This window comes from uncultured Amphritea sp., from assembly GCF_937127095.1.
In the GTDB taxonomy this organism is placed as follows: Bacteria; Pseudomonadota; Gammaproteobacteria; order Pseudomonadales; family Balneatricaceae; genus Amphritea.
This window is the reverse complement of the sequence record NZ_CAKZLP010000066.1, coordinates 24,683-45,425: the sequence shown is the minus strand read 5'-3', so window position 1 is coordinate 45,425 and position 20,743 is coordinate 24,683. Positions and strand designations below refer to the sequence as shown.

18 protein-coding genes are annotated in these 20,743 nt (G+C 50.3%); 9 read left to right on the top strand and 9 right to left on the bottom strand.

Going from position 1 to position 20,743, the window contains the following annotated elements; genetic code table 11:
- Nucleotides 1–134: 134 nt before the first annotated feature.
- Genes Q0499_RS16570 through sdhC form a run of 4 tightly spaced genes read right to left on the bottom strand, consistent with a single transcriptional unit; the run spans nucleotide 135 to nucleotide 3,347 of the window.
- Nucleotides 135–839 (bottom strand): succinate dehydrogenase iron-sulfur subunit, encoded by a 705-nt coding sequence (locus Q0499_RS16570; protein WP_299201480.1) that lies wholly within the window; start codon nucleotides 837–839, stop codon nucleotides 135–137.
- Between the two features lie 12 nt (nucleotides 840–851).
- On the bottom strand, nucleotides 852–2,627 hold the full coding sequence (gene sdhA / locus Q0499_RS16565) for a succinate dehydrogenase flavoprotein subunit (RefSeq protein WP_299201478.1): 1,776 nt from the start codon (nucleotides 2,625–2,627) through the stop codon (nucleotides 852–854).
- Nucleotide 2,628: 1 nt separating this feature from the next.
- On the bottom strand, nucleotides 2,629–2,976 hold the full coding sequence (sdhD, locus tag Q0499_RS16560) for a succinate dehydrogenase, hydrophobic membrane anchor protein (protein ID WP_299201475.1): 348 nt from the start codon (nucleotides 2,974–2,976) through the stop codon (nucleotides 2,629–2,631).
- Nucleotides 2,970–3,347, bottom strand: coding sequence for a succinate dehydrogenase, cytochrome b556 subunit (gene sdhC, locus Q0499_RS16555; RefSeq protein WP_299201473.1), 378 nt, complete (start codon nucleotides 3,345–3,347; stop codon nucleotides 2,970–2,972). Before sdhC ends, sdhD begins: the two co-directional genes overlap by 7 nt.
- A 514-nt stretch (nucleotides 3,348–3,861) precedes the next feature.
- On the opposite strand from sdhC, the gene gltA reads away from it, so the two are divergent.
- Together gltA and Q0499_RS16545 are read left to right on the top strand one after the other, a co-directional pair.
- Nucleotides 3,862–5,142, top strand: coding sequence for a citrate synthase (gltA, locus tag Q0499_RS16550; protein WP_299201470.1), 1,281 nt, complete (start codon nucleotides 3,862–3,864; stop codon nucleotides 5,140–5,142).
- 186 nt (nucleotides 5,143–5,328) lie between these two features.
- Nucleotides 5,329–5,742: a hypothetical protein gene (locus Q0499_RS16545; protein WP_299201467.1), complete on the top strand. Its 414-nt coding sequence runs from the start codon at nucleotides 5,329–5,331 to the stop codon at nucleotides 5,740–5,742.
- 169 nt (nucleotides 5,743–5,911) lie between these two features.
- Here Q0499_RS16545 and Q0499_RS16540 read toward each other — a convergent pair whose 3' ends face one another.
- Both Q0499_RS16540 and rlmKL read right to left on the bottom strand, forming a co-directional pair.
- Complete coding sequence (locus tag Q0499_RS16540) at nucleotides 5,912–7,123, bottom strand: ammonium transporter (protein ID WP_299201464.1); 1,212 nt, start codon at nucleotides 7,121–7,123, stop codon at nucleotides 5,912–5,914.
- Between the two features lie 363 nt (nucleotides 7,124–7,486).
- Complete coding sequence (rlmKL, locus tag Q0499_RS16535) at nucleotides 7,487–9,685, bottom strand: bifunctional 23S rRNA (guanine(2069)-N(7))-methyltransferase RlmK/23S rRNA (guanine(2445)-N(2))-methyltransferase RlmL (RefSeq protein WP_299201461.1); 2,199 nt, start codon at nucleotides 9,683–9,685, stop codon at nucleotides 7,487–7,489.
- A gap of 434 nt (nucleotides 9,686–10,119) precedes the next feature.
- Here rlmKL and Q0499_RS16530 point away from each other — a divergent pair, with 434 nt between their 5' ends.
- A complete protein-coding gene (locus Q0499_RS16530) occupies nucleotides 10,120–10,326 on the top strand; it encodes a ribosome modulation factor (protein ID WP_299201458.1) in 207 nt (68 codons plus the stop codon).
- Between the two features lie 143 nt (nucleotides 10,327–10,469).
- Here the strand turns inward: Q0499_RS16530 and Q0499_RS16525 are convergent, their stop codons facing one another.
- Nucleotides 10,470–11,495, bottom strand: a complete 1,026-nt coding sequence (locus Q0499_RS16525; RefSeq protein WP_299201455.1) for a quinone-dependent dihydroorotate dehydrogenase — start codon at nucleotides 11,493–11,495, stop codon at nucleotides 10,470–10,472.
- A 64-nt stretch (nucleotides 11,496–11,559) separates the two neighbouring features.
- The gene (locus Q0499_RS16520) at nucleotides 11,560–11,778 is read right to left on the bottom strand and encodes a DUF2835 domain-containing protein (protein WP_299201451.1); all 219 of its coding nucleotides are present in this window, start codon (nucleotides 11,776–11,778) and stop codon (nucleotides 11,560–11,562) included.
- A gap of 361 nt (nucleotides 11,779–12,139) precedes the next feature.
- On the opposite strand from Q0499_RS16520, the gene Q0499_RS16515 reads away from it, so the two are divergent.
- Nucleotides 12,140–13,927, top strand: coding sequence for a BatD family protein (locus Q0499_RS16515; protein WP_299201448.1), 1,788 nt, complete (start codon nucleotides 12,140–12,142; stop codon nucleotides 13,925–13,927).
- A 54-nt stretch (nucleotides 13,928–13,981) separates the two neighbouring features.
- On the opposite strand, the gene Q0499_RS16510 is transcribed toward Q0499_RS16515, so the two are convergent.
- On the bottom strand, nucleotides 13,982–14,887 hold the full coding sequence (locus Q0499_RS16510) for a TIGR01777 family oxidoreductase (RefSeq protein ID WP_299201445.1): 906 nt from the start codon (nucleotides 14,885–14,887) through the stop codon (nucleotides 13,982–13,984).
- Between the two features lie 108 nt (nucleotides 14,888–14,995).
- On the opposite strand from Q0499_RS16510, the gene Q0499_RS16505 reads away from it, so the two are divergent.
- From Q0499_RS16505 to Q0499_RS16485, 5 genes are all read left to right on the top strand, one after another.
- The gene (locus Q0499_RS16505; RefSeq protein ID WP_299201442.1) at nucleotides 14,996–15,604 is read left to right on the top strand and encodes a riboflavin synthase subunit alpha; all 609 of its coding nucleotides are present in this window, start codon (nucleotides 14,996–14,998) and stop codon (nucleotides 15,602–15,604) included.
- A gap of 393 nt (nucleotides 15,605–15,997) precedes the next feature.
- Entirely contained in the window at nucleotides 15,998–17,860 is a 1,863-nt protein-coding gene (locus Q0499_RS16500; protein ID WP_299201439.1) for a thiamine pyrophosphate-dependent enzyme, read from the top strand.
- Nucleotides 17,860–18,507, top strand: coding sequence for an indolepyruvate oxidoreductase subunit beta (locus Q0499_RS16495; protein ID WP_299201436.1), 648 nt, complete (start codon nucleotides 17,860–17,862; stop codon nucleotides 18,505–18,507). The genes Q0499_RS16500 and Q0499_RS16495 overlap by 1 nt, the downstream gene beginning before the upstream one ends.
- 151 nt (nucleotides 18,508–18,658) lie before the next feature.
- Nucleotides 18,659–19,573, top strand: coding sequence for a DMT family transporter (locus Q0499_RS16490; protein ID WP_299201433.1), 915 nt, complete (start codon nucleotides 18,659–18,661; stop codon nucleotides 19,571–19,573).
- An 80-nt stretch (nucleotides 19,574–19,653) separates the two neighbouring features.
- Nucleotides 19,654–20,742: an NAD(P)/FAD-dependent oxidoreductase gene (locus Q0499_RS16485; RefSeq protein WP_299201430.1), complete on the top strand. Its 1,089-nt coding sequence runs from the start codon at nucleotides 19,654–19,656 to the stop codon at nucleotides 20,740–20,742.
- The last annotated feature ends 1 nt before the right edge of the window (nucleotide 20,743 follow it).

The window sequence follows — 20,743 nt, the reverse complement described above, 5'->3', positions numbered from 1 at the left end:
TTTATGGCGAGGTTTATATATCAATGCAGAGGGAATTCTAAAAACTTTCCTCACAAACAGATATAAGTCTTTTGACTAGTACCCGGGTAAAAGTCAAAAAAAACGGCTCCCAATGGGAGCCGCTCAGTTTGCTATCAGGTCGCTTGCGAAATCAGCATATTGCGAATCTTACCAATTGCCTTGGTGGGGTTGAGCCCCTTAGGACAAACGCTGACGCAGTTCATGATGCCGTGGCAGCGGAATACGCTGAACGGATCATCCAGCCCTGCCAGACGCTCTGTCGTTGCAGTATCACGACTGTCTGCCAGGAACCGGTATGCTTGCAGCAAACCGGAAGGACCGATGAACTTATCAGGATTCCACCAGAAAGATGGGCAGGCAGTAGAACAGCATGCACAGAGAATACACTCGTACAGACCATCCAGCTCAGCACGCTCTTCCGGCGACTGCAGACGTTCGATAGCCGGCGGCGGCGTATCGTTGATCAGGAACGGCTTGATCTTCTCGTACTGTTTGTAGAACTGAGACATATCTACAACCAGATCGCGAATAACAGGCAGACCCGGCAACGGACGAAGCACCAGCTTGTCGTTTTCTACAACTTCAGACAGAGGGGTGATACATGCCAGACCATTACGGCCATTCATGTTCATACCGTCAGAACCACACACACCTTCACGGCATGAACGACGGTAGCCCATTGTCGGATCTTTATCTTTCAGCAGTTGCAGCAGATCCAGAACCATGATGTCTTTGCCACCCGGGATATCAATATGGATATCCTGCATGTAAGGCGCATCATCAATCTCAGGATTATAGCGATATACACTTACCAGCATCGTAACAACCCCTTAGTAAGTACGGATTTTTGGTGGAAATGCTTCTACTGTCTTCGGCGCAAAGTTAACATCACGCTTAGTGATCTCTTTGGTCTTAGGATCAAACAGTGAGTGGCACAGCCAGTTTTCATCATCACGCTCGGTAAAGTCGTTACGGGCATGTGCACCGCGACTTTCCGTACGAGTCAGAGCGGCGATAGCAGTCGCTTCTGCAACTTCCATCAGGTTTTCCAGCTCCAGCGCTTCGATACGCGCAGTATTGAAAGACTGAGACTTATCTTCAAGATGCAGATTTTCCACGCGAGTGCGGATCTCTTTCAGCATCCCAAGACCCTTCTCCATGCTTTCGCCTTCACGGAATACACCGAAGTACAGCTGCATGGTTTTCTGAAGATCAGCACGAACCTCAGATACACGCTCACCACCGGTAGAGTTATTCAGGCGGTTAAGACGCGCCATCGCACGCTCAACATCAGCTTCAGTCGCATTTTCAGCGGAGTAGCCAGCAGCCATCTGCTTCTCGATCTGAATACCCGCTGCGCGACCAAATACAACCAGGTCAAGCAGTGAGTTACCGCCCAGACGGTTAGCACCGTGTACTGATACACAGGCAACTTCGCCACAGGCAAACAGACCATCAATAATGTAATCATTGCCATCCGCATCACGACCAATAGCCTGACCACCGATGTTAGTAGCAACACCACCCATCTGATAGTGACAGGTAGGCACAACAGGTACTGGCTCTTTAACCGGATCTGCATGCGCAAACGTCTTAGACAGTTCACAGATACCTGGCAGACGGGAGTGCAGCACTTCCTCACCCAGATGATCCAGCTTCAGGAATACATGATCACCATTCTCGCCACAGCCACGGCCTGCCAGAATTTCGAGAACCATGGAACGGGCAACAACGTCACGTCCAGCCAGGTCTTTCGCGTTTGGAGCGTACCGCTCCATGAAGCGCTCACCGTCTTTATTGACCAGGTAACCACCTTCACCACGACAGCCTTCTGTCACCAGCACACCTGCGCCGGCAATACCGGTTGGGTGGAACTGCCACATCTCCATATCCTGAGCAGGAACACCTGCACGCAGAGACATACCCATACCGTCACCGGTATTGATAAGAGCGTTAGTCGTAGACTGGAAGATACGTCCTGCACCGCCGGTCGCCAGAACAGTTGCCTTGGCTTTGACGTAAACCGTTTCACCGGTTTCGATACAGATCGCGATAACACCTACAACAGCACCATCAGCATTCTTTACCAGATCAACCGCATACCATTCGTTCATGAATGTTGTACCGGCTTTCATATTCGCCTGATACAGCGTGTGCAGCAACGCATGACCAGTACGGTCAGCTGCAGCACAGGTACGGGCAGCCTGACCACCCTCACCGAAGTTCTTCGACTGACCACCGAAAGGACGCTGATATATACGGCCCTCTTCAGTACGGGAGAATGGCATCCCCATGTGGTCCAGCTCGTATACAGCCTGAGGACCTACAGAACACATGTACTCGATAGCGTCCTGGTCACCGATATAATCGGAGCCCTTAACGGTATCATACATGTGCCAGCGCCAGTCATCGTTCGGGTCAGCACTGGCAATTGCACAGGTAATACCACCCTGAGCAGAAACAGTATGCGAACGGGTTGGAAATACTTTAGTAATACACGCGGTATTCAGGCCACCCTGGGCCAGTTGCAGTGCCGCACGCATTCCCGCGCCGCCACCACCAATAACAATACCGTCAAAAGTCAGCGTACGTAACTTGCTGCTCATCTTACACTCCCCACAGAATCTGAATGCCCCAAACGACGTAGATAAACGTCAGAAGACCACAAGCTGACTGGAACAAGAAACGAATGCCCGTTGGCTTAATGTAGTCAGTTGAGATTGACCACATACCGATCCATGCGTGGGCCGCCATTGACAGCAAAGCCATCAGTGTAAAGATCCGCATAGAGGTGCATTCGAACAATTCTTTCCACTGCTGATAATCCAGGTTCGGACTAAACAGCATGTATCCAATCATAAAGACTGTAAAAGCAAGTAATACGACAGCAGTTACACGCTGGATCATCCAGTCGTAAAGACCGCTTCGGCCAAAACTTGTAATTGAAGTTACCATATCCATACTCCCGCCAGCAGAATTGCAACAGCAGAAACAACCAGGGTCACCTTGGCTGCCATCTTACCGCTTTCCAACTCTTCAAAATGACCAAAATCCATCACCAGGTGTTTGATACCGGCAAAGAAATGATACAGCAACGCTGAAACCAATCCCCACGCGATCAGCTTCGCAAAGAAGCTCTCCGTCAGCATCTGCGCAGCAGCTTCAAAGCCCTGCTCAGATTCAAGAGACATCCCAAGTGCATACAGCATAAAGAACGCGCCAAAGAACAGCGCAAGCCCCGTTACACGGTGCAGTATGGAAGTGATAGCCGGAAGTGGCTGTTTAATAGTTCGTAGATCTAAGTTTACGGGTCTTTTCTCGTTCACGGCTCTTGTTCACACTTATGTTAAGCCCGATTGCAGGGCCAGGTTGTTAAAGGTAGTGTACAAAGACAAAGATAAGCACCTCGGTCCAGCGCCCGCACCCCATCCCGAAATGAGGAATGCAAGCTGGTGACGGAGTATACCAGCAAATTACCGCAATACAATTAACCAACACCCTTCCTAAGCCTATTGTCTAGTGTTTTTTTTATCAGACACTCAGCCCTAACGCCCTACAACTAAATGATTATTCAGCTAATTTCAGTTTCCTGATAAACCATACTTTCAACGCATTAGACCTTTGCTGCATCGCGGCAAAACTAAGCTCGATTGAATTGACAAACGCATTCAACTCTCTATAGTGTCAGAGTCCTATTTCGAGCTAAAACTCTTAGATTGTGACTGAATTAAAGGGCTCAAAGCGCCCGCAGGTTTAACTGCAAACCCTGCTGTGGCATGTGATTACCCTTCTACAATTTATAAAGTCATTCAGATTAAACAGAAATGATAGGAGCCTATAATGGCTGACAAGAAAGCACGCTTAACAGTCGACGGTATCGACGAGGTTTTTGAATTGCCGGTATATTCCGGAACAATGGGACCTGATGTTATTGATGTTCGCGCTCTGACAAGTAAAGGCCTGTTCACCTATGATCCAGGCTTTGTTTCTACCGCAGCTTGTGACTCCGCTATTACCTATATAGATGGCGGCCAGGGTGTTTTGCTACACGGCGGCTACCCCATTGAGCAATTGGCAGAAAATTCTGATTATCTGGAAGTATGCTACCTGCTACTCAATGGCGAACTGCCGACCCCTGAGCAAAAGCAAACATTCGTAGACACTGTTAAGAACCACACCATGGTTCATGAGCAGATGCTGCACTTTTTTAACGGCTTCCGCCGTGACGCTCACCCTATGGCGATCATGGTCGGTGTTGTTGGTGCACTGTCTGCCTTCTACCACGACTCTCTGGACATCGATGACGCTCATCACCGGGAAGTCTGTGCCTACCGACTGATCGCTAAAATGCCAACCATTGCTGCCATGTGTTACAAGTACAGCATTGGCCAGCCATTCCAGTATCCTCGCAACGATCTCGATTACGCAGATAACTTCCTGCAGATGATGTTTGGTAATCCATGTGAAGACTATGTGACTAATCCAGTACTGGCTAAGGCGATGGACAAGATCTTCCTGTTACATGCTGACCATGAACAGAACGCTTCGACATCAACCGTTCGTCTGGCAGGCTCTTCAGGCGCCAACCCATTCGCCTGTATTGCGTCTGGTATTGCCGCCCTGTGGGGACCTGCTCACGGCGGAGCTAACGAAGCCGTACTAACAATGCTGAATGAGATTGGTGACGAGTCTAATATCGAAGAATTCATCCAGCGCGCCAAAGATCCGGACGACTCTTTCCGTCTGATGGGCTTTGGCCACCGTGTTTACCGTAACTTTGACCCACGGGCAAAAGTTATGAAGCAAACCTGTGATGAAGTTCTGGCTGAACTGGGTATCGAAAATGATCCTCTGCTGAAGATCGCCAAACGGCTTGAGCAGATCGCCCTGGAAGATGAATATTTCGTTGAGCGTAAACTCTACCCGAACGTTGACTTCTATTCCGGCATCATCCTGAAAGCAGTAGGCATTCCAACCAACATGTTCACTGTTATATTCGCGCTGTCCCGGACTATCGGCTGGATCTCTCACTGGAGTGAATTCCACAGCAGCCCGAACAAAATCGGTCGTCCACGCCAACTGTATACTGGCCCTGTTATGCGTGATTACCCAACCAAGTAATCCGCATAATCAAAAAAAGCCGCTATCACTAGCGGCTTTTTTTTGCCTGTTAAAACGTTATAAAGAAGCAGATCTAACACGGCGTGAATAAATTTCATCTTACAAACTAGATAATTCTCTCAGATTAATACTAATATCCATACATGGGTAGGGGATTTAACTAACAATCTGCAAAAGGCGATTATTATGCGGCTTCCTACACCGGTCTATGAGAGCATTCCCTATCTCTACTTTGCAACATGTTCATTACTGACGGTTATCTACAATGAAAGCACCGGAATACTGTTAGCAGCCCTGGCACTCTATTTGAGCGGCAGCGCAATCTGGATTATGCGTTCCAACTATCGTCGTCATGACCGCCGCCAACACCGCCTTCTCCTCGCTCAGATATCCCGTGGATCTGCTGAAGGCTATACTCCCGAATGGTTTTATGAAGCACAGCCGTTTGCCTATCTGGGTTTCGGCGTAGCCTGCTACTCACTGATACCAAACCCGCTGGGCTTAGTCAGTGGCACACTGCTGGTACTGGCCGGAATGATTGTTCTGAGAGTGCGGATACACTGGAGACACGAGCTTACTCAGTCCGCATCAAACGCATAAGCGTGAAGATTGTGCTAAGCAGAAGACTGAGGCTGCGTATTTAGCAAACGCCGGTAAATAACAGCCTCCTTCCAGCACTCATTAAAACGGGCCCTGCAGCCCGTTTTAAGCCAATCGGCCTCAGCTAATCACTGAGAAGCGCTACATATTGATAGTGGCGCCTCATTGGCTACGAGTCGATAGAGATCGATTCAATCTTATGAATTGCCAGGTCGGCGCCGTTAAACTCCTCTTCCTCACCAAGACGAAGCCCCATAACAGCTTTAATACCGCCATAAACGACAACCCCACCGATTACAGCAACCCCGATACCCATCAGTGTACCGACAATCTGCGCAGTCAGGCTAACGCCCCCCAGACCACCCAGAGCACCTGACCCAAAGATACCCGCTGCAATCCCGCCCCAGGCGCCGCAGAGGCCGTGCAGAGGCCATACACCCAGCACATCATCAATCTTCCAACGATTCTGCACCACAGTAAACATCCAGACAAACAGCGCACCCGCAATACCCCCAATCATCAAGGCACCAATCGGATGCACAATGTCTGAGCCCGCACATATCGCTACCAGACCCGCCAGCGGACCGTTATGGATAAAACCCGGGTCATTTTTACCCAGTAATAGTGAAACAATAATACCGCCTACCATCGCCATCAGACTGTTAACGGCAACCAGCCCGGAAATACCATCCAGCGTCTGCGCCGACATCACATTAAACCCAAACCAGCCGATGCAGAGAATCCATGCACCCAGCGCCAAAAAGGGGATATTAGAGGGCGGAAACGCCACCAGTTTGCCGCTTCTATAGCGCCCCTTACGAATACCCAGCATGACCACCGCAACCAACCCAAGCCAGCCGCCAACACCGTGCACCACAACTGATCCGGCAAAATCATGGAATGCAGCCCCGAATGTATTCTCCATCCATGCCTGCACACCGAAGTTTCCATTCCAGACAATCCCTTCAAAGAATGGGTAGACAAACGCAACAATCAGCGAGGACGCAATCAGAAAGGGCCAGAACTGCGCTCGCTCAGCAATGCCGCCAGACACGATCGCCGGAATCGCCGCCGCAAAGGTCATCAGGAAGAAAAACTTCACCAACTCATAGCCATTCCCCTGAGCCAGCGTTTCAGCATCCTGAAAAAAGGTGACATCATAAGCAACCCAATACCCTATAAAGAAATAGGCGACTGCGGAAAAACCGAAGTCCGTCATAATCTTAACCAGCGCATTCACCTGGTTCTTCTGGCGCACAGTACCCACCTCAAGGAAGGCAAATCCGGCATGCATCGCGAACACCATGATGGCGCCCATCAGAATAAACAGTGTATTTGAACTCTGAACGAGTGTTTCTACCGCACTATTAACACTTTCCACGAAGATCTCCCACCAACTTTTCGCACCTTTTTGATGCCAATTAACATAATTAGCACATAAATAGTGCGCTTTTAATTATTCGAACACTCCGGATTCCGCTATCGCCAGCCTACACCCGCCATAAACACAGGAATGAACCAGTAATAGTCGTTATTGCTCCAGAAATGTGCGTTTTATTAAGCAGGTACTGTGCCAACAGCTAAAACCGCACCAATCGCAAGCAGGCGCTGCGCACCAAAAAAAACCACCTCGCGGTGGTTTCGGTCAAAGCAGCTGTCAGGCCAGAACGTTTTAGCCCTTAATACAGCGCTTCCAAATCAGGGCACTTAAATAAAAGCACTCAAATATCAAAGTACTGAAATATCAAAGTACTGAAATTTCAAAGCACTGATGAATTTTGCTGTTACGTTTAAAATCCAGATCAATCGTTTTACGGCTAATATCAACAACCTTATAACGTTCAGCCAACTGAGGATCTATCTTGAAACGACGGTAGTTATTAGAAAAGATCAGCTTGCCTCCAGGCCGCAAAAGCTCCATAGCCAGGTTAATCAGATCCACATGATCCCGCTGCACATCCAGCACATCATGCATCCGCTTAGAGTTTGAGAAGGTTGGCGGGTCCATAAAAATCAGATCATAGCTCTGCCCTTTCTGGGTCTTTAACCACTTAATACAGTCCTCCTGAAGAAAGTGGTTACGCGCTTCTGCATACCCATTCAGAGCAAAGTTTTTCTTTGCCCAGTTCAGGTAGGTCGCCGACATATCAATACTGGTGGTTGAACGGGCGCCCCCTTTTGCAGCATGCAGCGATGCAGTCGCGGTATAGCTGAACAGATTAAGAAAATCCCCGCCCTTCGCTTCCTGTTGAATCTGCATGCGGATCGGACGATGATCCAGAAACAAACCGGTATCCAGATAATCTTCAAGATTCACCAGAATTCGGCAGCCACCTTCAGTGACATCAATATAGCGCTCGGTCTGATCGCGCTTCTCATACTGACTTGCACCCTGCTGCCGACGACGCTGTTTCAGAATAATGTTTTCAGCCGGCACACCCAGCACCGATGGCAAAACCGCAACAATTTCCTGCAGCCTTGCAAATGCCTTAACCATATCGACACTTTTAGGCGCCTGGTACTCCTGAACATGCACCCAATCGTTATAGATATCGATAGCCGCCGAATATTCCGGCAGATCTGCATCATATAAACGGTAGCAGGTAATATCCTGGCGCTTCGCCCATTTGCTCAGTTGCTTGAGGTTCTTATTGAGGCGGTTAACCAGCATCTGAGCACCATCGCTCAACTCAACCGGAGGAACCTGAACATCGTGCTCAGCATCCAAAACGACCTCAGCATCAGATGCTGGTTGCTCAGGTTGCTTCTGAACCACCATCGCAGGTTCTGCACGGGCACGGATATTAAAGATCTGCAACTGACTGGGAATAGCACCGTTATACAACTTATAGGTTTTATCCGACGCCAGCTTCATCATCTTGCATAACTCGGGATTGCCGGTAAATACCGCCGCTTGCCAACCGGCAAAATCCGCTTTAAGACGCTCACCCAGGTGCTGATAGAGGAAGAACAGTGTTGGCTCCTCTCCAAGACGTTCACCATAAGGAGGATTGGTCACCACCAGTCCGCGTTCATCAGAAACAGAACGAGTCAGTCTTGACAACTCCCGACGCTCAAGATGGATCAGCGGCTCAACACCGGCTCTGCGAGCATTATCCCGCGCGATATTGAGCACTTTAGCGTCCGCATCAAAGCCCTCAAAACGGCTGTTCACTTTTTTCAGTCCGGCATCACGGCGCTCATTGGCCTCCTCAAGCAGAGACTTCCACAGCGCGTTGTTGTGTTGTGTCCAGTAAGTAAAACCATAATCCCGGCGAAACAGACCCGGGGCGATATCAGCGGCCATCAACACACCTTCTATCAGCAAGGTTCCCGAACCACACATCGGATCAAGCAACGCCTGCCCCTCGGACGCTTTTTCAGGCCAGCCACAGCGATACAGCAATGCTGCAGCAAGGTTCTCTTTCATCGGTGCAGAGCCGGATTGCAGGCGATAGCCGCGGCGGTGCAGACTGTCTCCAGAAATATCAACCGCAATCGTTGCTTCGCCCCGCTGCAGATGCACATTTACTCTCAGATCCGGTTTCATCCGGTCGACAGAGGGCCGCCGCCCGGTTTCATCACGAATCTGGTCGACTATCGCATCTTTAACTTTTTGCGCACCAAAACGACTGTGGTTAATACCCTCTGACTGACCGGTAAAATCGATCGTCAGAGTGCCTTCAGGACGCATGTGCTCAAGCCACTTGAGCTGCTGTACGCCGTGATACAGTTCATCCGCAGTTTCAGCCGGACAGCGGTGCAACTCAAGCAAAATACGGTTGGCTACCCGCGACCATAGACAGGCACGGTAAGCCGCTTCAAGACCACCGGAAAAATAAACACCCGCCAGGGTTTGTTTCGGCGCTTCAACATTCAGGGCCTGAAGTTCATCAAACAGAACAGGCTCCAGCCCCTTAGGGCAGGTAGCAAAGAATTTCATACTCAGGGAATACCTCATTTAAGAACGGGCATATTAACGGCAAACGCTTTTAAGACCAATGACAAAGATACGAATTCAAAAGAAACTACAGTAAAGTGAATTTTTTTCAATCAGATCTCACTGTTTTAAAACCCCGGTGCAAACCATTGAAGTAATGATCTTTTTGCAGATGCGTTTGTGACAATTTTATTAAAATCGAATTCTTAATACTTTTTTTTAATTACACACCCGATTCCGTTTAAGCCATTGTGGATTTCTGTGAAGTTCAAAATTTAATCAGTCAACACACCAACCACAGGAGCAATTGAGTCACAGTAACCGGGTTTACTGAGACGGCAGGGAATCAGAAAGACTGACAATCAGCTTTCGCACCAACGGCCGTGGTATCAGTAAACTGCCTGAAAATATTAAGAACTATATAGAGGCGTCTTTATATGAAGAGACAAAAACGTGATCGTTCTTCAGTACTTTTCAACCGCGGCTTTACCGCCGGACTCGTAGGCAAATCAAAAGACGAGTGCCCAGTAACAATCGGAGACCTCAGAACCCACTGGATGAGTGGGTGGCGTGAAGGTCGTGAAGCACATTGGAATGGTCAGTCGGGTGTCTCGGCTATACACATTAATCCATCTCTGCACTAACCGAACCACTGACACTTAATCAACCTGTTAAGAACATACAAGAAAGGCTCCTTCAGGAGCCTTTCTTACGTTTGGGATTACCCGCTTAGGTTCAGCTTATAAGCTTATCTAAAAAGCTCAACTAAATGGCTCAACTAAAAGGCTCAACCAGAAAGCTCTGCAATCGCCTTAACAGACTCAGAGATCAGCTCAGGTCCACGATAGATAAAACCGGTATACACCTGCACCAGTGAAGCCCCCGCCTCTATCTTTTCCGCCGCATCAAAACCGTTAGTGATACCGCCCACACCAATAATCGGCAGCGCACCATCCAGCTCACGAGCCAGAATGCGGATCGCTTTCGTGGCAGCATTTCGCACCGGCACACCACTCAGCCCGCCAGCTTCCTGTGCGACCGGCGAATCTTCAACACCATTTCGCGACAGGGTTGTATTCGTCGCAATCACACCATCCATCTCATAGGACTTGAGTGCAGCGGCAACCAGACCAAACTCATCTTCACTCATATCCGGGGCAATCTTCACCGCCACCGGAACATATTTACCATGCAGCTGAACCAGGCGAGCCTGTTCTGTCTTCAGCGCCGCCAGCAACTCGTTCAGGGAGTCACCGAACTGCAATGAACGTAACCCGGGGGTATTGGGAGAGGAAACGTTCACCGTAATATAGGTAGCCTTGTCGTACACCTTGCGCATGCAGATCAGATAATCATCAATAGCATTCTCGACCGGCGTATCAAAATTCTTACCTATATTGATACCCAGAACACCGTCGAAACGACTCTTCTCTATATTTTTCAGGAGCCTGTCGACACCCTGATTATTAAAGCCCATACGGTTGATAATCGCCTGATGCTCCGGAATCCGGAATAACCGGGGCTGAGGATTACCCGGCTGCGGCCTTGGGGTTACCGTACCCACCTCAATAAAACCGAACCCCAGCGCCGCCATACCATCGATAGCGATGCCGTTTTTATCCAGCCCGGCGGCCAGTCCAACAGGATTCGGGAACTGAATTCCCATCACTTCAACCGGTTGGCTAAGTGTTTTTACACGTAAGAGTGTATTTAATCCGACGCTGGACATCAGGCTCAAACTGTTCAGCGACAGGTCATGGGCCGTTTCAGGGTCGAGCTTAAACAACAGAGATCGGGCAGCTTGATAGAGCATGGGTTACCACAAGTCAATTTAAAGTGCGGGCATTATATGCAATGCCGCGGGCGCTGTAAAAAAATCAGAGTCGTTCGATAGAACTAAACTTTCCCGCATCGGTAAACCAGATGCGAAAACTACCCTGAATTCCATTATGTAACAGGTACGGTTGCAACAATGCGGATGGAAACCGCACTCGTCTGCCATCTCGACTCACAGCCACAACATCCTTGACCTGCTGGCGATAGTGAGCCAGATACTGTTCCTGAGTTAAACTGATATCAACAATTATCTGCTGCATAGGATCATATTAGATAGAAAATCATCGCCCGTAGGCTGGCATGTGGCAGTATTCTACTGTCAGCAACCGGGCTGCGCCACTGCTATCGACACCAGCCGGCCCACGCAGTATCTCCGGATCGTTTTCGGGTAATTAGATAGTCCTGCCGGAATGTAAAGATCAAATAACACTGGATGAAACTGATATTCAGCAAAAACAATAAGTTATATCTTGGCAAAAGATATCTTTTCCTTCCTTTTTTCAGTTATGCTACGGTTGCATCAGCGGTACGACAGCCGCCCAGCGGGCAGCATTAATCTGTATCGAACGACCAGTAATACGCGTTCTGGAGCCGGCCTCAAAACCGGAGATAAACCCACTTATGTCGCAGACGTTTCATCATACCCATTACCTTATTGCCGGACTTATTGCCGCACTGATGGCGTTTGCTACGCCCACAGCCTGGGCGCAGCTGACTGTTTTTCCTGACCGCTTTGCCATTACCGAAGGAGAAACAATCCAACTCACCGTTGAGGTGGATCAGCGCACTGCCAGCCGCCCGGACTTTTCCCCACTAACCCGTGACTTTCATTTTCTGGGTAGTAAACAGATGACGGTTTCCAGCTATGCAAACGGAGCCAACCACAACACTACTCGCTGGAAAATCCTGCTGCGGCCCCGCCGGACTGGTGATCTGCAGATTCCTCCCCTGCAGCTGAATAACGAATATAGCCAGCCACAACTAATTACAGTGGAAGGTATTGCCGGCGCAGCTGCACTAATCAGCAGCGATGCGTTTCTGGAAAGTTCAACTGATAGTTACGAGGTTTATCAAAACAGCCAGCTGCTTTACAGCATCCGTCTGTTTCATCTTGACGAGCTGCCACCCATGTCTACCCTGTCTGAACTCGTAATTCCGGGTACAAAGGTTTTACCACTGGGTGATAAGCAGCAATACACCCGCCAGATGAAGGGGCAGGCCTACCTGGTCACCGAGCAAAGTTATGCAATATTTCCCGAGCAGAACGGCCCGTTCACGATTCCCCCGGCGCACTTCAGTGCTGGCCCGGGAACCCCTGAGCTCAACACAGACCCGATAAACGTTGATGTATTACCCCGGGTATCGCAGACCATTCGTGGTTACTGGTTACCCGCTGCCAAACTGACACTCGAAGACCTCACCACTGAGGACAACAGTCTGGTGCTGGGTGAAAGCCAGTTACGTATCCTGAAAATCAGCGCTGAAGGGCTGATGGCAGATCAGTTACCCGCCCTGATGCCGCTACGCAATGAACTGGCACAGATCACCGTAGAGGATGTCAGCCTTGAGCAGAACGTCACCGTTAAAGGTATTTCCAGTAGCCGGACAGAAACAGTCCGCATAACCCCGGCAGAACGGGGTGAAGTGACACTGCCGGAGATCATTATTCCCTGGTGGGATATAAACTCAGATAAAAGTGAGAGAGTCCGGTTAGACAAGGTTGTTCTTAAAATTGAACCGGCTGCGGTTGAAGAAGCGTCGGTCAGCGCCACAAAAATGGCTGAAGCGCCTGTTACTGAGGTCTCTGCAAGCCCTCCTGAAGAGGATCTCAATAACAACAGTATGCGGGTATTGGTCTGGCTGCTAACCGCCATAGCCATTATCTCTTCACTGGGGTGGCTCTATAGCCACTCATCCCAGCGCCGCAAGAAGTTCGATATAGGCGAGCTAGACGATAAACCAGGCACGCTGTTCTCGGGTCATCGACAAAAAAATGTTGCCGCTAACCCGGCTTCAGAGCATCTTCGTCGGAACTCGGCCAGCCAACAGAATATTCCTCAGGACAGGGCTCAGGAAGACAGTGCTAAAAGTGAAAGCGGACAAAACCAGCTCAAGCGGATGTTGGAAAATGAACAGCAAGCCTTCAAAAAAGCGCTCGATGCTTGCTATAACGACCTTCCGCTTGAATCCCGGTTGTTAATACTAGACTGGGCAAGACTATTCTGGCCCGGCAATACATTGTCAGACAGCCTCGACCTGAGCGAGGTAAGTAACAGTAAAACCCTCGAATTACTGTTAATGGATATGGAAAGCTATATCAGTGGTTCCGAATCCGGCCAATGGTCCGGAGACCTCCTGGCTAAGGCGCTTGAACATATCAGAGACAGCCAGTTACGAAATACCCGATAATCCTGATCATAAAAGACAATCTCTTGTATTAACGCGTTTGTCTCATAGGCTCTGTCAGTCTTTGTGCGCCAGCACCTGATTTAGCGCAGTTGTCAGATCCGGGTAGGCAAACTTATAACCGGCGTCGAGCAACCGTTTAGGGTAGACCCGCTGCCCCTTAACCAACAGATCACTGCCCTCTCCCAGCATCAGATCCAGCACCACCGCGGGCACCCTTAGCCATGACGGCCTTGACAACGCCGCAGCCAGCCCCTGACTGAAGTCGTCATTGGTCACCGCCTCAGGGGCCGTCAGGTTATAAGCCCCGTTAAATTCAGGATGGGTGAGCATCATACTGATAGCTTCCACCTGATCGTCCATATGAATCCAGGACATCCACTGATCACCCCGGGCAACCGGGCCACCCAGTCCAAGCTTAAAAGCCGGCAACATTTTTGCCAAAGCGCCTCCTTCGCCCAACACGACACCGGTTCTTATCAGACAAACCCTGACCCCCATCGACTGCGCCTTAAGCGCTTCACTTTCCCAGTGTTTACATAACCGGTGGGTATAATCATCAACAACCTCTCCACGCTCATCCAGCTGAAGATCATCGCTGCGACAACCATAAAAGCCGATAGCAGAACCACTGATCAATACCTCAGGGTTGCGTTCAAGCCGCATAATCAGCGAGATCAGATCGGCAGTCATGTCGATACGGCTGTCGACTAACACCTGCTTACGCTCTTCACTCCAGCGCTTATCCGCAATCCCCTCACCTGCCAGGTTGATGATTGCGTCAACCTGCTCATCATTGACAATCTGTTTCAGATCGGTGATCACCCTGACGGAGGAACCAAACAGTGCTCGGGCTTTCGCTTCCGAACGGGTCAAAACCACCGGTTCATGGTCATAATCCAACAGCCGGGGGATAAGATGACGACCAATAAAACCGGTACCACCACTGATCAGAACCTTCATATAGATCTCCTCAAACATTGCAATATAAGCTGCCAGTCTTTATAAACATAGCCCAGTAATAGATAGTTCAGTAAAGAAACTCCAGTCAGAAACTAACAGGAAACCATTATGTTCACCGGTATTGTTCAGGGCACTGCCAAGGTTATTACGACAGTCATGAAAGATCAGTTCATGCAGCTGACACTCGAGTTGCCCCAACAGCACTGCGATAACCTCCAAACCGGCGCCAGTGTCGCCATCAATGGCACCTGTCTCACCATAACGGAATTTAGCGCAAATCAGATAAGATTCGACCTGATTATGGAAACCCTCAGAGTGACCAACCTCGGTGAATTAAAGGCCGGAGACAAGGTTAATTTTGAGCGAGCCGCCCGCATCGGTGATGAGATTGGCGGGCACATGCTCTCCGGTCATATCCACGGCATGGCCACCATCGTCGAGATAGAACAGCCCCAGGACAACCGCATCGTCTGGTTTGATGTGGAGCCCGCATTGATGAAGTATATACTGCCCAAAGGGTTCGTATCTCTGAACGGCTGCAGTCTCACCATCGGCGAAGTGCTCGGCAACCGCTTCAACGTCTATCTGATACCGGAAACCCTCACCGTGACCATTTTTGGCACAGCATCCGTCGGCGACAAGATAAACCTGGAAGTCGACAGCCAGACCCAGGCGGTTGTGGATACCGTCGAACGGTATATGCAGCAGAACTCTTAAGCCGCTAGAACGGCGCTTCGCGCCTGTTAGTGGCTAGACGGAAAGCTTCGCTTTCCTTGCTAGAAAAAGACGTTGCTCGGGATTATCCACCTCTGCCCAATCAACAACCTTCTTACAAAGCATCTATTCCCTAAATCACCCCTATCCTCAATAAAGAAGGCTTTTCCTAGCAAGTGGCGAAGCCACGTCTAACGACTAGCAACGGCTTTGACAGCGCCGCTGCTATCCCCCATCCGGGCCATATACGACCATTTGATCAGCAGTTGTCGGCTATCGTTGACACAGGTCAGCCTGGCATCGGCCTGATTCGTTTTAGAATCACTCCTTTATGATTCACTTTTAAACCAACAGCAATCAAAAAAACTATCAGGTTTAAAACGTAAGGAGCCTCTGTTGAACGCACCCCAACCCATCCGCCAGGATCAGCGTCAGTTTATTTCCGGTAATGAAGCCGTAGCACTAGCCGCGCGAGATGCCGGCTGCACTGTTGCCTCTGCTTACCCGGGCACCCCCTCCACTGAGATTCTGGAGTTTATCGCCGCCTATCCTGAGATCTACACCGAATGGTCGATCAATGAGAAGGTCTCGCTTGAAGTGGCTATCGGTGCCTCCCTGGCAGGTAGCCGGGCGCTGTGTGCGATGAAACATGTCGGGGTAAATGTCGCCTCTGATGCGCTGATGACGCAGACCCTGATCGGCGCAGTCGGTGGTCTGGTGCTCGTGGTGGCGGATGATGTTGGTCTGTCATCTTCGCAGAATGAACAGGATTCCCGCTACTGGGGCCGCTTTGCCCATATCCCCGTACTGGAGCCTGCGGACGCCCAGGAAGCCTATGAGATGACCCGGCTGGCGTTTGGCCTGTCAGAGCAATATGACGTGCCGGTAATGGTGCGCCTGACCACCCGGATCTGCCATGTTAAAGGGGTGGTCGTGTGCAGCCCGGCCGAAACCTATCAACGTAAAAACTTTACCAAAGACCCGGCCCGCTATGTCATGGTGCCCGGCAATGCCCGCAAACGGATTCCGCTGATGATGGCCCGCGACCTGACACTTAAAGAGGTCAGCGAGACTCATCCCCTTAACCGCATTGAAACCGGCCGTGATAACTCAATAGGCTTTGTTGCCTCCGGGGCAGCCTATTTCCATGTGAAAGAGGCCTACCCTGAGGCGCCGGTATTGAAACTCGGTTTCAGTCATCCGGCCCCCATCGAAAAAATCCGCCAGTTTTCGGCAACCGTCGATAAACTGGTGATTGTGGAAGAGGTTGAGCCGCTGCTTGAGACTGAACTCCGCGCCGCAGGGATCAGCCTTTATGGCAAAGATATTCTCCCCAGAATAGGCGAGCTATCACCTCAGGTACTAGCCCCCTGCATCGATAAACTATCGGGCAAGCCCTGTGAAGATAAACAAATCGCGACTGAGGAGCTGTTTCCCCGGCCACCGACCCTCTGCGTTGCCTGTCCCCATCTGGGTATCTACTACTGCCTCTCCCATATCAAAAACACTATTATTGCCGGAGATATTGGCTGTTATACCCTCGGCGCCGGTCATCCCTGGAATGCGCTGGATACCACCATCAGCATGGGGGCATCCCTGAGTGTGGCGCAGGGTATTGATAAGGGACGCAGTGAGGCAGATCAGAATAAAAACGTTCTGGCCGTGATTGGCGATTCAACCTTTATGCATATGGGCATGCAGGGGTTACTGGATATCACCTATAACAAAGGCAATGTCACCGTGCTATTGCTGGATAACCGCGCGGTGGGCATGACCGGTGGTCAGAACGCCCCCTCCTCCGGTTTGAATATCCACGGAGAGCCAACCCTGCAAATCGACTTCCGCAAGCTCTGTGAAGCACTGGGAGTGAAGCCGGAACGAATTCACGAGGTTAATCCTTACGAGCTTCCGACCCTGTTCAAAGCGCTGCGTGAAGAGGTGAAGATAAAAGAGCCGTCAGTGATTATCACCAATCAGCCCTGTGTCCTGACCGAGCGCTATAGCAAGCTCCCGCCTCTTAAAGTAGATGAGGACAAATGTACCGGCTGCAGCAACTGCCTTGATGTCGGTTGTCCCGCGATTCTCGTCAGCCGCAGGGAGACCGTCATCAAGCCCAATGGCAGAGAGAAAGAGCTGTCCTTTGTTAACATCGATACGGCGGCGTGTACCGGCTGCAACCTGTGCACCAACACCTGCGCCCCCGACGCCATCGTCGCGGCCTTCAATATCGATAAGATCAATGCTGTGGAGGTGAAGTGATGAGATCGCACGGGAATGCAGACGCAATCAACCCTGATACTGTCACCAATATTCTGGTCGTGGGCATCGGCGGACAAGGGGTAATGACCGCTGCTGATGTACTGGCTCAGGCCGCGCTGGCACTGGGCTATGACGTCAAAAAAACAGAGGTGGCCGGAATGGCGCAACGGGGCGGCGTAGTCACCTCCCATGTACGCTTCGGTAAAAAAGTGTTATCACCGGCCATCAGGCCCGGCGATGCGGATATGATGATCGGGTTTGAACCGGCTGAAGCATTGCGCTGGCACACTCATATGAAACCCGGCGCAGTGGTAATGGTGAATGACTACCCTATCATACCGCCGGTGGTCTCAATCGGCCTGTACGACTATCCTGAAAATCCCCTCAGCCAATTAGCAGACAGCTTAATTGAACTGCATCATTTCAATGCGGGTGAAGCCGCAATAGAGCTGGGCGATCGGCGGTTGGTTAACTCAATAATGCTCGGAGCGATTGCCGACCACCTGCCGTTTCCGCCGGAAACTCTGGAACAAGCGCTGCTGACCCGTTTTCAACGTAAGGGAGAGGCCCTGACCGAGCTCAACCGTCAAGCCTTTTCACTGGGACGCAAGGCATTTAGTCAGAGGGATAGCGTAGCCACTGCCTGATCGCTCAGACCAGACAATTCGAGCAGCAATCGGAGCTGATATCGGAGCAGCAATCAGCACGGACAAACAGCCATTTTCCCACCGTCCCATTGCGTAAAAAGAGCAGCCATCTACAATAGCCGCTCTTTTCCTGTTTTATGAGGTTCCATTGATGGAAACCCGCAATATCCGCGCCGACCTGACCCTGTTGCTGGTCGCTGCAATCTGGGGCTTTGCCTTCGTCGCCCAGCGTCTGGGCATGGACCACCTGGGGCCTTTCGGATTTAATGCCTGCCGCTTCCTGTTGGGGGCGGTTTCGCTGCTACCACTGTTACTGCTATTTCGCCCAAAGGCTGGCGCAACAGAACCCAGAGCGATGCTCCGGGGCAGCATCACTGCCGGTCTCATTCTGTTTCTTGGGGCATCATTACAACAAGCGGGTTTACTCTGGACCTCAGCGGGTAATGCCGGATTTATCACCGGACTCTACATCATTATCGTACCGCTTCTGGGGCTGCTGCTGGGTCATATCACCCGTCTGAATACCTGGATCGGAGGCCTGCTGGCGGTTGTCGGGCTCTACTTCCTAACCGTTACTACGAATTCAGGTGCCGATTTCACCATCAATAGTGGTGACCTGCTGGTGCTCGGCAGTGCTTTCTTCTGGGCCGCCCATGTGGTGGTGATTGGCCGATTAGCCAGTCAACTGGACAACCTCAGACTGGCAATCATCCAGTTTATGATCTGCGCCCTGCTGAGTTTTATCGTTGCACTGATCTTTGAACAGGACAGCCTGACGCTGTCCAACATCACTCTGGCATGGCAACCCATCGCCTATGCCGGTCTACTTTCAGTCGGAGTAGCGTATACGCTTCAGGTGGTAGCCCAACGCGACGCCCCCGCCTCCCATGCAGCGATCATTATGAGCCTGGAAGCAGTCTTTGCCGCCATCGGCGGTTGGTGGTTACTGGAGGAAGATTTCAGCAGTCGCGCCATGATCGGCTGCGGCCTGATGCTGACGGGAATGATTGTGTCACAGCTGAACCTGTTTAGACGTAAGCAAACAAAACAGATAAACGTTACTTAAAATACGTTATATTCTTATCGCAGGAAGCAACGATCTAAGTAAATTTCAGGTCACTCAGAAACACAACAAGGATGCAGTGTATGGATGATGATAATGAAGCAATATTAGTCATTGGCGCAGGAGCCAGTGGATTAGCGTTTGCACTTGAATGCATAGATCATGGGTTCAAAGTTCGCTTAATAGATCAACGTCCCGGCAGATCGATGATTGAAAAAGCGACTGGAATTGCACAGGGGGTCTGGAACCAGTTAGATAAATTTCAAATATCCCCACGTTCGATTGCCGACACGATTCCCATGAGTAATTTTGCTTTCTACGATGATGCTAAACTTATTTCGAATGTAAGTGTTCCCGCTATTAAAGGTAAACAACCAGCCCATCTGTTCCCTCAGGGCGAACTCGAGAAAATATTAGAACACCGTCTTGCAGAAATGGGAGTGCAGGTCGAATATGGCATTCAGTTCGTTTCGATTATTAAAAACAGCGATACCGCCACCGTCAGGTTAATCAGGAATGAGTGCAACACAGAAGAACTCGGTGAGTTTAAGTGGGTGATCGGTGCTGATGGTGCCCACAGTAGAGTACGTCGTGCGTTGGAAGTCCCCTTCAAGGGCAGAGAATACCCCGAACAGTGGTCCGTCGCTGAAATAAACACGCGTCAATGGCCCTCTTCACTTCAGGCAAAACTTCACCTCCAATCGGATGGCGTCGGGTTATTTCTTTCTCAGCCCGCGTTAGGAACGGTACAAGGGATTCTTAACGCCCCCGGCGCAGGTGTGCGACTGAAAGAGCACTTTAGCGACGCTGAAATCAAATATGAACGGGCGTTTAAAGTTTCACTACGCCGGGTATTAAGTCCCAGAGTAAAATGCTTCTGGCTGATTGGCGATGCTGCGCATGTTCAGTCACCGGTCGGGGGGCAAGGCTTAAATCTGGCAATCTGGGACGGGATAACGCTTGCAAAAGCGCTGATGAAAAACGATCTTTCTGTTGAAACCCAATTGGCTAAACGAGCCAGAAACGTTTTATTTTTTACTGACTTCGATTACCGGATGCTGGCAACAAAAAATACACTTATCAGAAACTGTCGGAATTATTACTGGTCAGCGGCATCAAGATATCCGTTTCTCGCTCGCTGGTTTTTCAAGATAATATCAGGCGTCTGGTAGC